The sequence below is a fragment of the Cryobacterium luteum genome (assembly GCF_900110125.1).
Taxonomy (GTDB): Bacteria; Actinomycetota; Actinomycetes; order Actinomycetales; family Microbacteriaceae; genus Cryobacterium; species Cryobacterium luteum.
Window position 1 is genome coordinate 79,860 of sequence record NZ_FOCN01000003.1, and the last position, 12,624, is coordinate 92,483.

The 12,624-nt window shown below is 65.4% G+C and carries 9 protein-coding genes; all 9 read left to right on the forward strand.

Annotated features, from left to right (window positions below; genetic code table 11):
- The first annotated feature begins 1 nt into the window (after position 1).
- The 9 genes from BMW72_RS04680 to pyk all read left to right on the forward strand — a co-directional run bounded on the left by BMW72_RS04680 (position 2) and on the right by pyk (position 12,551).
- The gene (locus BMW72_RS04680) at positions 2–646 is read left to right on the forward strand and encodes a Trp biosynthesis-associated membrane protein (RefSeq protein WP_166787697.1); all 645 of its coding nucleotides are present in this window, start codon (positions 2–4) and stop codon (positions 644–646) included.
- 73 nt (positions 647–719) lie between these two features.
- Positions 720–947: a DUF6704 family protein gene (locus BMW72_RS04685; protein WP_092107790.1), complete on the forward strand. Its 228-nt coding sequence runs from the start codon at positions 720–722 to the stop codon at positions 945–947.
- Between the two features lie 19 nt (positions 948–966).
- Complete coding sequence (trpC, locus tag BMW72_RS04690; RefSeq protein ID WP_092107792.1) at positions 967–1,737, forward strand: indole-3-glycerol phosphate synthase TrpC; 771 nt, start codon at positions 967–969, stop codon at positions 1,735–1,737.
- A 1-nt stretch (position 1,738) separates the two neighbouring features.
- Positions 1,739–2,965: a tryptophan synthase subunit beta gene (trpB, locus tag BMW72_RS04695; RefSeq protein ID WP_092107794.1), complete on the forward strand. Its 1,227-nt coding sequence runs from the start codon at positions 1,739–1,741 to the stop codon at positions 2,963–2,965.
- A complete protein-coding gene (trpA, locus tag BMW72_RS04700; RefSeq protein WP_092107796.1) occupies positions 2,962–3,810 on the forward strand; it encodes a tryptophan synthase subunit alpha in 849 nt (282 codons plus the stop codon). The genes trpB and trpA overlap by 4 nt, the downstream gene beginning before the upstream one ends.
- Positions 3,811–3,897: 87 nt before the next feature.
- Complete coding sequence (gene lgt / locus BMW72_RS04705; protein WP_370448704.1) at positions 3,898–4,860, forward strand: prolipoprotein diacylglyceryl transferase; 963 nt, start codon at positions 3,898–3,900, stop codon at positions 4,858–4,860.
- A 151-nt stretch (positions 4,861–5,011) separates the two neighbouring features.
- Complete coding sequence (gene gltB / locus BMW72_RS04710; protein WP_092107799.1) at positions 5,012–9,589, forward strand: glutamate synthase large subunit; 4,578 nt, start codon at positions 5,012–5,014, stop codon at positions 9,587–9,589.
- Entirely contained in the window at positions 9,582–11,039 is a 1,458-nt protein-coding gene (locus tag BMW72_RS04715) for a glutamate synthase subunit beta (RefSeq protein ID WP_092107801.1), read from the forward strand. The genes gltB and BMW72_RS04715 overlap by 8 nt, the downstream gene beginning before the upstream one ends.
- Positions 11,040–11,105: 66 nt before the next feature.
- Entirely contained in the window at positions 11,106–12,551 is a 1,446-nt protein-coding gene (pyk, locus tag BMW72_RS04720) for a pyruvate kinase (RefSeq protein ID WP_092107803.1), read from the forward strand.
- Positions 12,552–12,624 lie beyond the last annotated feature (73 nt).

The window sequence follows — 12,624 nt, forward strand, 5'->3', positions numbered from 1 at the left end:
GATGCCTCCGCGCCGGCTCAAACTCGTTCTCATCCTCACGATCCTGGGCGCGAGTTCCCTCGCGCTGCTGGCGTGGACCCAGGTGTGGATTAAGGCCGAAGTTGGGCTGCCCGACGCCGGCACCCAGGTGCTGGAGATCGACGGTGCCGTCGCCGCTCCCGCGCTGACGGCACTGGCCCTGTCCGGATTCGCTCTTGCCGGAGCCCTCACCATAGCCGGGCGGGTCATCCGTATCGTGCTCGGAGCACTTGAAATGCTGCTGGGCTTTTCGGTGTTCCTCGCTGCGTTTCTCGCGCTCGAGGACCCCGCCCAGGCCAGCGCGGCAGCGGTCACCGCCGCGACGGGGATCGCCGGGCACGAATCCATCAGGCTCAGCGTGCTCGGCACGGTCGTCACGACCTGGCCGTTCGTCGCCCTGGCTGCCGCTGTCATCATGGCGGCCACCGGGCTGGCCGTCATCCTGACCAGCGCCCGCTGGCCGGGCCCGACGCGCAAATACCAGGCCGTACGGTTTGAAACGGTGGCGTCGCCCGACGGGCCCGACACCATCGCGCCCGTCGGCCACGCGCCCGTCGAACTCGCACCAAACGACTCCGTCGGTGACTGGGACGACCTCAGCCGCGGCGAAGACCCGACCGCTCGCTGAACGGCAGCCCTCGCTCCGCTAGACTTGACCCGCTTGTCAACGCACAGAGCGATACGTATTCACGAGGAGAACCATGAGCATCGATCCGTCAGATCCCGGACACGGCCACTCCGCGGCGGCCTGGACGGCCGTCACCATCATGCTGGCAGCTTTCACGATCGGCACCATCGCCTTCTTCTTCGAGCTGGCCTGGCTCGTCTGGGCGTCGTTCGGTTTGCTTATTGTGGGAGTCATTGTCGGCTACGCGCTGAGCAAGGTCGGCTACGGCGTCAGCGCCCTACCAGCCCCGCATGGCAACTAAGCGGCTGCGCTGAAACCTGGTGCTTCAAGAACTTCTCGCTGGCGCGCTTTCCGACGCCGAACAACGCCTCCACACTCGCCCGTTGGCGAGTGCGGAGGCTGCGGCGCGCGCCCACGCGCCCGCCCTCGACGCGCTGGCAGCGCTGGCCCCGATCGACCGCGTGAAGATTCTCGCCGAGATCAAGCGGTCCAGCCCGAGTCGCGGCTCCCTGGCGGCCATCACCGACCCGGCAGCGCTGGCCGTCTCCTACGAGACCGGCGGGGCGAGCGCCATCAGCGTGCTCACCGAGGGTCGGCGTTTTCACGGTTCCCTGACTGACCTCGAGCAGGTGCGGGCTGCGGTGAGCATTCCCATCCTGCGCAAGGACTTCATCGGCACGGCGTATCAGGTGTTCGAGGCCCGCGCGGCCGGCGCCGACCTTGTGCTGCTCATCGTGGCGGCCCTCGACCAGGGCACTCTGGTCTCGCTGCACGATCTCATCCGTGAGCTCGGCATGACCGCGCTGGTCGAAACGCACAGCGCTGACGAGGTGAGCCGGGCGCTCGATATCGGCGCGAATCTGGTCGGAGTCAACGCGCGCAACCTGTCCACCTTCGACCTTGACCAGAACCTTTTCGGCACTCTCGCCGATAAAATCCCGTCCGGCGTCATCCGTGTCGCCGAATCCGCCGTCAAAACCGCCGCTGACGTCGCACATTATCGTGCTGCGGGCGCCGACGTCGTCCTGGTCGGCGAAGCGCTCGTCACGAGTGATCCCATCCGAACCCTCTCCGAGTTTTTGGCGGTTTAACATGTCTTTGCGAAATGAATCCTTGCGTTTGCAGTCCGGGCCGTACTTCGGCGAATTCGGCGGCAGGTTCGTGCCCGAGTCCCTCGTGGCGGCCCTCGACGAACTCACAGCGGAATACGAGCTCGCCAAGAAGGATCCCGCCTTCGCTGCGGCGCTGATGGAGTTGCATCGCAACTACACCGGGCGCCCCTCCATCATCACCGAGGTGCCGCGCTTCGCCGAGTATGCCGGTGGCGCCCGCATCATCCTCAAACGCGAAGACCTCAACCACACCGGCTCACACAAGATCAACAACGCGCTCGGACAAGCCTTGCTGACCAAGCGGATCGGCAAGACTCGCGTGATCGCTGAAACCGGAGCCGGCCAGCACGGAGTGGCCACGGCCACCGTCGCCGCCCTGTTCGGACTGGAATGTGTCGTCTACATGGGCGAGGTCGATACCGAGCGTCAGGCCCTCAACGTGGCACGGATGCGCCTGCTCGGCGCCGAAGTCGTGCCGGTCAAGACCGGCTCACGCACCCTGAAAGACGCCATCAACGACGCCATGCGTGACTGGGTCACCAACGTTGAGACCACCAACTACATCTTCGGAACCGTGGCCGGACCGCATCCGTTTCCCGCCATGGTGCGCGACTTTCAGAAGATCATCGGGGAAGAGGCCCGGCAGCAGGTTCTCGACCTGACCGGCAGCCTGCCGGACGCCGTCACCGCCTGCGTCGGCGGCGGCTCGAACGCCATGGGAATCTTTCACGCTTTCCTCGACGATGCCGATGTTGCGCTGTTCGGCTATGAAGCGGCCGGCGACGGCGTTGAAACATTGCGGCACGCAGCCACCATCACCAAGGGCCGTCCCGGGGTGCTGCACGGCGCCCGCAGCATGCTGCTGCAGGATGAAGACGGTCAGACCGTTGAATCGCACTCCATTTCGGCGGGCCTCGACTACCCGGGGGTCGGTCCGGAGCACGCCTGGCTCTCGAGCATCGGCCGGGCTACCTACCTGCCGATCACCGATGATGAGGCGATGAGCGCCCTGCGGCTGCTGAGCCGCACGGAGGGGATCATTCCGGCGATCGAATCGTCGCACGCCCTCGCCGGCACTCTCGAACTCGGCCGCGCACTCGGCCCGGAGGCGACCATCCTGGTCAACCTCAGCGGGCGCGGCGACAAGGACATGGAAACAGCTGGCCGATACTTCGACCTGCTCGACGAAGGCGCGGAGCAGTCATGAGCACCCCGAAAATCAGCGACGCAGTCGCCGGAGGCGTGGTGAGCACGGTCGAACAGACCATTTCCCGGCGACGCTCCGAGGGCGGCGGCGCCTTGATCGGGTACCTGCCGGTGGGGTTTCCCACACTGACCGAGAGCATCGACGCCGCGGTGGCCCTCGTCGCCAACGGCGTCGACATCATCGAACTCGGCCTTCCCTACTCCGACCCGGTCATGGACGGCCCGGTCATTCAGGCGGCCACCCAGCAGGCACTCGCCAACGGCTTCAAACTGCGTCACGGGTTCGAAGCCATCAGGGCCATCACTGCCCAGGTCGACGCCCCCGTACTCGTCATGACCTACTGGAACCCGGTCGTGCAGTACGGCGTTGAGCGCTTCGCCGACGACCTGCGCGCTGCGGGCGGCGCCGGTTTGATCACGCCCGACCTGATCCCCGACGAAGCGGGCGACTGGATGGAAGCAAGCATTCGTACTGGACTCGACCGGGTCTTCCTGGCCGCACCGTCCTCGTCCGATGCTCGCCTGATCCAGGCAATCGAAGCCAGCCGCGGCTTCGTCTACACCGTTTCCACGATGGGGACGACCGGCGCTCGCGCCGGCGTCGACGCGGCCGCACGCATCCTGGTCGAGCGTTTACGCGCGGTCGGCTGCACGAGCGCGTGTGTCGGCCTCGGCATCTCCACCCCGGAGCAAGTGCGCGAGATCCTGGGCTATGCCGACGGCGCCATTGTCGGTTCGGCCCTCGTGAAGGCGCTCACCGACGGGGGAGTGCCGGCCGTTGCGCGTTTGGCACTGCAACTCGCTGCGGGCGCGCAAGATATTCGCCCAGCCTCATCGCCCGGGTAAATCCAGGCGCGATCTACACTAAATAGTTCGAGACAATCGATCGATTCGCCCCCGGTGACGTGAGTCACGATGAAAGGTAGTACCCAGGTGTCCTTGAGTCTTTTGAGCACGAGTATCCCGAGCCCCGACTGGAGCTTCTTCGATCTCGGCCCCTTCCGCATTCACGCTTACGCGCTGTGCATTCTCGCCGGAATCATCCTCGCTACGATCATCACTTCCCGCCGCCTGACCAGACGCGGCGCCGAGCCGGGGGTCGTGCTCGACATCATCCTGTGGGCCGTTCCGCTGGGTATCGTCGGGGCCCGCATCTACCACGTGCTCACCCACCCCGGTGATTACTTCTTCGAGGGTGCCGATCTGCTGCGTACCCTGTACATCTGGGAGGGCGGAAACGCTATCTTCGGGTCGCTGCTGGGCGGAGCGGTCGGTGCGTACATCGGCTGTCGTCTGGCCGGCATCCGCTTCTGGACCTTCGCCGACGCTGTCGCCCCCGCTCTTCTGGTCGCGCAGGCCACCGGCCGTCTGGGCAACTGGTTCAACACGGAACTGTTCGGTCTGCCGACGACCCTGCCCTGGGGACTGGAAATTCCGTCAAGCAATCCGGCCTTCCCGCTTGGACTGCCGGCCGACACCCTGTTTCACCCGACTTTTCTCTACGAGATCATCTGGAACCTGCTCGGCGTCGCGGTCATCCTCTACCTCGAGCGCAAGTTCCGCCTGCGCTTCGGCCAGACCCTGGGCGCTTACCTCATCTGGTATGGTCTGGGTCGCAGCTTTTTTGAGTCGATTCGCATTGACCCGAGCGAGATTTACTTCGGAATCCGCACAAATGTCTGGGCGGCCATCGCGGCCATCGCGCTCGGCATTGTGATCATTCTCGTGCAGCGGCACCGCCACCCGGGCCTGGAACCCAGCCCGTACGTACCCGGTCGCGAATGGATTGCGCCGGACGCTGGGGTAGAATTCGATGACAGCGATTCGGAGTCTGACGATAACAACACCGAATCATCCGAGGCCCAAGCCACAAGCTCGAGCGCTTCTCGACTGTAGACACAGTTCGCTGCATCTCAGCTGACACTCTCCGAGCGTCGCCCGGTTCGGGCCCGGCCCGAACCGGGCGCCCGTTACTGTTTTTCCTGCACACTTCTTCTTCGGGCCAGCGTCGTCCCTTACTGCCAGTCATTTCGTGAGGACGGTCTCAATGGCGCAGAAACCTCTTTATTCCCGCTTCAGCAGCATGCCTGAAGCTTCGGGGCTGTATGACCCCTCGGCCGAACGCGACGCGTGCGGCCTGGCCATGGTGGCGACCCTGCGCGGAACCGCCGGGCACGACATCATCACCCAGGCCCTCGACGCGCTGCGCAACCTCGAACACCGCGGCGCGGTCGGCTCCGATGCCGGAACCGGTGACGGTGCCGGCATCATCACGCAGATACCGGATGCCTTCCTGCGCGCCGTCACCGATTTCGCGCTTCCCCCGGTGGGCCAGTACGCCGTCGGCAACGTATTTCTGCCGACCGACCCGACCGCTCGCACCGGAATCAAACGAGCGATCAGTCTCATCGCCGACGAGGAAAGCCTCACCATCCTTGGCTGGCGTGAGGTTCCGGTGCACCCGGAGGACCTCGGCAGCCAGGCACGCGCCAACATGCCCGCCATTCAGCAGTTGTTCGTGCAGAGCACCCGCACCACCGAAGCGGGCGAGCCTGCGTCCGACATCGGCCTCGATCGCCAGACCTTCCGGCTGCGCAAGCGCGCTGAACGTGAGCTTGAGATCTACTTCGTCTCGCTGTCCTGCCGCACCCTGGTGTACAAGGGCATGGTCACGACCCTGCAGCTTGAGCCGTTCTACCCCGATCTATCCGACGAACGCTTCGTCTCGACGCTCGCCCTCGTGCACTCCCGCTACTCCACTAACACGTTCCCCTCGTGGCCGCTCGCGCAACCGTTCCGCATGATCGCCCACAACGGCGAGATCAACACGGTGCAGGGCAACCGCAATTGGATGCGGGCGCGCCAGTCCCAGCTCGAGTCCGATCTGCTCGGCGACCTGGCCCCGCTGCTGCCGATCGTTACTCCGGGCGCGAGCGACTCCGCCTCGTTCGACGAGGTTGTCGAACTGCTCAGCCTGTCCGGGCGGTCGCTGCCGCACGCCATCATGATGATGGTGCCGGAAGCCTGGGAAAACCAAACCGACCTCGACGACGAACGTCGCGACTTCTACGAATACCACTCCATGCTCATGGAGCCGTGGGACGGCCCCGCTGCGATCGTGTTCACCGACGGGTCCCTGGTCGGCGCGACGCTCGACCGTAACGGCCTGCGTCCCGGCCGCTACCTCATCACCGACGACGGCCTCGTCGTGCTCGCGAGCGAGATCGGCGTGCTCGGCATCGATCCGGCTCGTGTTGTGCGTAAGGGACGACTGCGCCCCGGCCAGATGTTCCTGGTCGACACCGTGGCGGGCCGCATCATCGACGACAGCGAGATCAAGGCCGAACTATCGGCGAGCGAACCGTGGGGAGACTGGCTCCAGACGGGGCGCATCAACCTCAAGGATCTTCCGGAGCGGGAGCACATTGTGCACCCGCCGGCCTCCGTTGTGCGTCGCCAGCGCACCTTCGGCTACACCGAGGAAGAGGTGCGCATCATCCTCGCTCCGATGGCCCGTACCGGCGCCGAACCGCTCGGCGCCATGGGCAGCGACACCCCCATCGCCGTGCTGAGCGACCGCCCGCGGCTCATGTTCGACTACTTCACCCAGCAGTTCGCGCAGGTCACCAACCCGCCGCTCGACTCGATCCGGGAAGAAGTGGTCACGAGCCTCAAGCTCGGTCTCGGTCCGGAGCGCAACCTGCTCAGCGCCGGCCCCGAGCATGCCCGGCAGGTAATTTTGGACTTCCCGGTCATTGACAACGACGAACTGGCTAAGATCCAGCACATCGACCCCGTTGTCGGCAGCCGCACCACCACGACCATTCGCGGCCTGTACCGCTTCGAAGAAGGCGCAGACGCGCTTTCGAAGCGGCTCGCCGCCATCTGCGTCGAGGTCGATGAGGCCATCGACGCCGGCGCCCTGTTCATCGTGCTGAGCGACCGCGATTCCAACAAGGACCTCGCACCGATTCCGTCGCTGCTGATGATCGCCGCCGTGCATCACCACCTGATCCGCACGGAGAACCGCATGAAGGTCGGCATCGTGGTCGAGGCCGGCGACGTGCGCGAGGTGCACCACGTGGCACTGCTCATGGGTTACGGCGCTTCTGCCGTCAACCCGTACCTGGCCATGGAAACCTGCGAAGACCTCGTTCGCAGCGGCATCATCACCAACGTCACACCCGAAAAGGCGGTGAGTAACGTCATCAAGGCCCTCGGCAAGGGCGTGCTCAAGATCATGTCCAAGATGGGCATCTCTACCGTGTCGTCCTATGCCGGCGCGCAGACTTTCGAAGCCGTCGGCCTGGCCCAGTCCTTCGTCGATCAGTACTTCACCGGCACGACGAGCAAACTCGGTGGCGTCGGCATCGACGTGATCGGGGTAGAAAATCTGTCTCGGCACGCATCCGCTTACCCCATGGATGCCGCGGTGACCGCTCACGAGCGCCTTGCGACCGGTGGCGAGTATCAGTGGCGCCGCGACGGTGCTCCGCACCTGTTCAACCCGGAGACCATCTTCCGACTGCAGCACGCCACACGCACGCGGCGATACGACATTTTCCGTGAATACACCAAGCTGGTCGACGACCAGGCCGAAGCCCTCATGACGCTGCGCGGCATGTTCACGCTCAACCCGGGCCAGCGGCCGCCCGTGCCGCTCGACGAGGTCGAGTCGGTCTCGCAGATCGTCAAGCGGTTCTCCACCGGTGCGATGAGCTACGGGTCCATCTCGCAGGAAGCGCACGAGACGCTCGCGATCGCGATGAACCGCCTCGGCGGCAAATCCAATACCGGCGAGGGCGGCGAAGACCTCGACCGGTTGCTCGACCCGACCAGGCGCAGCGCGGTCAAGCAGGTCGCGTCCGGGCGATTCGGTGTGACGAGTATGTACCTCACCCACGCCGATGACATCCAGATCAAACTCGCCCAGGGGGCCAAGCCCGGCGAGGGCGGCCAGCTGCCGCCCACCAAGGTCTACCCGTGGATCGCCCGCACCCGACATGCAACGGCCGGCGTCGGTCTCATCTCGCCGCCCCCGCATCACGACATCTATTCGATCGAAGATCTCAAGCAGCTCATCTTCGACCTGAAACGGGCCAACCCCAAGGCGCGCATCCACACCAAACTGGTCAGCCAGTCTGGTATCGGAGCCGTCGCGGCGGGCGTCGCCAAGGCGCTCTCCGACGTGATCCTGATCAGCGGGCACGACGGTGGAACGGGCGCCAGCCCGGTCAATTCGCTCAAGCACGCCGGTACGCCGTGGGAACTCGGCCTCGCCGAAACCCAGCAGACGCTCATGCTCAACGGCATGCGTGACCGCGTGGTCGTGCAGGTCGACGGCCAGCTGAAGACCGGCCGTGACGTACTCATCGGTGCGCTGCTCGGTGCTGAGGAATTCGGTTTCGCCTCCGCCCCGCTCGTGGTGGCCGGCTGCATCATGATGCGCGTCTGCCATCTTGACACCTGCCCGGTCGGCGTCGCCACGCAGAACCCGGAGCTGCGGGGGCGCTTCGCCGGTCAAGCCGACCACGTCGTGAACTTCTTCGAGTTCATCGCGCAGGAAGTGCGCGAGTACCTCGCCGAACTCGGTTTTCGCAGCCTTGAGGAGGCCATCGGCCACCGTGAGGTACTGGGCATGAACCGCGCCCTCACGCACTGGAAGGCGCAGGGACTCGACCTCTCGCCCATTCTGAGCGGTCCGGACTTCTCCGAGAGCGAACCACGCAAGTGGGCGCGCGCGCAGGAGCACGAACTCGACAAGCATTTCGACAACGAGCTCATTCGTCGGAGCCAGAGTGTGCTTGAACACGGCGGCACGGTCAGAATCGACCTGCCGATCCGCAACACCGAACGCGCCGTCGGCACCATGCTCGGCAACCAGGTCACGCTCCGCCACGGTGAAAACGGCCTGCCGGCCGGGTCCATCGAGGTCACCCTCACCGGGTCGGCCGGGCAGTCCTTCGGGGCGTTCCTGCCGAGCGGCATCACCCTGCGGCTCGAAGGCGAATCCAACGATTACGTCGGCAAGGGCCTGTCGGGCGGGCAGATCATCGTGCGACCCGACCGAGCGAGCCAATTCCCGGCCGAAGACAACGTCATCGCCGGCAACGTCATCGGCTATGGCGCAACCCAGGGCAGCATGTTCATTCGCGGCATCGTCGGCGAACGATTCCTGGTGCGCAACTCCGGAGCGATCGCCGTCGTCGAGGGCGTTGGCGACCACGCCCTGGAATACATGACCGGCGGCCTCGCTGTCATCCTCGGCGACACCGGGCGCAACCTCGGCGCCGGCATGAGCGGCGGAACCGCCTACGTCTTCGGGCTGACCGCCGAACGCGTCAACCGCGACGCGCTGACGTCGGGGGAGCTGCGACTGCTGTCCCTCGACAGTGTCGACCGTGAGATCGTGCGCGATCTGCTCGAACAACACCGGGACCAGACCGACTCGGCACTCGCTGCGCGAATGTTGGACAACCTGGAAGAAACCATGAACACTTTTGTCAAGGTGCTGCCGCGCGACTACGCGGCCGTACTGGAGACCAGACAAACGGCCGTCGCCGAGGGACTCGATCCCGACGGACTCGTCGTCTGGAATCGAATTCTGGAGGTAACCAATGGCTGATCCGAAGGGATTCCTGAAAACCACGGAACGTGAGCTTCCCGCTCGCCGGCCGGTGGCCATCCGCTTGATGGACTGGAAAGAGGTCTACGAGCAGGGAGATGCCGCCGTGCTCAAGCGGCAGGCCGGGCGCTGCATGGACTGCGGCGTACCGTTCTGTCATCAGGGCTGCCCGCTCGGCAACCTCATTCCCGAATGGAATGACCTGGTCTGGCGCGATGAGGGTCGCGCAGCCATCGAACGCCTGCACGCCACGAATAACTTTCCCGAATTCACCGGACGGCTCTGCCCGGCACCGTGCGAATCATCGTGTGTGCTCGGCATTAACCAGCCGGCCGTCACCATCAAGCAGGTCGAGGTGTCGATCATTGACCAGGCCTTTGCCAAAGGCTGGGTGCAGCCGCAGCCGCCCGGCCGTCTGACCGGCAAAACCGTCGCTGTCGTCGGCTCCGGCCCCGCCGGTCTGGCTGCCGCCCAGCAGCTCACCCGCGCCGGCCACACCGTCGCCGTGTTCGAACGTGACGATCGTATCGGCGGGCTGCTGCGCTACGGCATTCCCGACTTCAAGATGGAAAAGAAGCACCTGGAACTGCGCCTCGCGCAGATGACGGCCGAAGGTACCCGGTTCCGCGCCAACGTCAACATCGGCGTGGACATCACCTGGGACGACCTGCGTGCTCGGTACGACGCGGTCGTGGTCGCGACCGGCGCCATGGTTCCCCGCGACCTGCCCATTCCGGGCCGTGACCTGCCCGGGGTGCACTTCGCCATGGAATACCTCGTGCAGCAGAACAAGATCGGCGCCGGCGGCAGCATCGAAGCTCAGATCACCGCCGAAGGCAAGCATGTCGTGGTCCTCGGCGGCGGTGACACCGGAGCCGACTGCATCGGGACCGCGCACCGCCAGCTGGCCGCCTCCGTCACCAACCTCGCGATCGGCAAGCAGCCGGGTACCACCCGACCGGAGCACCAGCCGTGGCCGATGTCGCCTACCTTGTTCGAGGTCTCCAGCGCCCACGAAGAGGGCGGCACCCGCCAGTACCTCGCGTCCACGGTCGAATTCCTGGCCAACGAATTCGGCGAGGTGCGAGCCATTCGCATCGCCGAGACGGAATACCTCGACGGACGCCGCGTTCCCAAGGCCGGCACCGAGCGAGAGATTCCGGCCGACCTCGTGCTGCTCGCCATGGGCTTCACCGGCCCGGAACCAGACGAGCTCAGCCACCAGCTGAAACTGCCGTTCGATGGCCGCGGCAACGTGGAACGCGACGGCCATTACCAGACCAGCCATGAGGGCGTCTTCGTCGCCGGCGACGCCGGTCGCGGCCAGTCGCTCATCGTGTGGGCCATCGCCGAGGGCCGGGCCGCTGCGGCCGCCGTCGACCAGTTTCTGGAGGGTCAGACGCAGCTGCCGTCTCCCGTTAAGCCCACGGACCGCTCATTCGCCCTCTAATCCACTAGCATTCCTGCACCACGTCGTAATGCGCCCGAACAGCGCGGAAATCGGAGATTCACCAGAATGAGACGCGCAAAAATCGTCGCCACCCTCGGGCCTGCAGCTGCCAGCTACGAGCAGATCAGAGCGCTCATCGACGCGGGCGTTGATGTCTGCCGCATGAACCTGAGCCACGGCAACTACCAGGTGCACGAAAGCGTTTACGCCAACGTGCGCAAGGCCGCGAACGACTCGGGGCGTGCCGTCGCCGTCATGGTCGACCTTCAGGGTCCCAAGATTCGCCTCGGCAAGTTCGAGGGCGGCCCGTACGAACTCGCCGTCGGCGACATCTTCAAGATCACCACCGAAGACGTGCTCGGCACCAAGGAACTCTCCGGAACGACCTTCAAGGGCCTGCCGCACGACGTGCACCCCGGTGACTTCCTGCTCATCGACGACGGCAAGGTGAAAGTCCAGGTCGTTGAAACGGATGGCGTCGTCGTCACCACGCGCGTCATCGTCGCCGGCCCGGTCTCAAACAACAAGGGCATCAACCTGCCCGGCGTGGCCGTCAACGTGCCCGCCCTGTCGGAGAAGGATGAGGCCGACCTGCGCTGGGGCCTCCGCCTTGGCGCCGACCTCATCGCGCTGTCCTTCGTGCGCAGCGCCGAGGACATCACCCGCGTGCACGAGATCATGGCCGAAGAAGGTCGCCGCGTTCCCGTGATCGCCAAGATCGAGAAGCCGCAGGCCGTCGACAACCTGGAAGAAATCGTCGACGCCTTCGACGCGATCATGGTCGCTCGCGGCGACCTCGGCGTTGAGCTTCCGCTCGAGGCCGTGCCCATCGTGCAGAAGCAGGCCGTGGAGATCGCCCGCCGCATGGCCAAGCCGGTCATCGTCGCCACACAGATGCTCGAATCCATGATTCTGAGCCCGGTACCGACCCGCGCCGAGACGAGCGACGTCGCCAACGCCGTGCTCGACGGTGCGGATGCCGTCATGCTCAGCGGTGAGACCAGCGTCGGAGAATACCCGGTCGTCACGGTGCAGACCATGGCCCGCATCGTCGAGTCCACCGAGGTGCACGGCCTGGAACGCATCGGCAAGCTGACCAACCGCCCCCGCACCCAGGGCGGCGCAATCACCCTGGCCGCCATCGAGGTTGCCGAGTTCGTCGACGCCAAGTTCCTCTGCATCTTCACCGAGTCCGGCGATTCGGCCCGTCGCATGTCCCGTCTGCGGTCGAAGATTCCCATGCTGGCCTTCACACCGGAGCCGGGCATCCGTCGTCGTCTCGCCCTCACTTGGGGAGTTCAGACCTTCCTGGTGGAGCCGGTGACCCACACCGACGCCATGTTCGGCCAGGTCGACGACATTCTCATCGGTCAGGGCCTCGCCGAAATCGGTGACAAGGTCGTCGTCATCTCCGGTTCCCCTCCCGGAATCGTCGGCTCGACGAACGACATCCGCGTGCACCGTGTGGGCGACGCCCACAACGAGGTCGCACCGGCCTACGTCAAGAAGTAGCGCTTGGCACGAAAGCCCCGCCCGGGTTGTCCCGGGCGGGGCTTTCGTGCGTACCAACTCAGAACTCGACTCT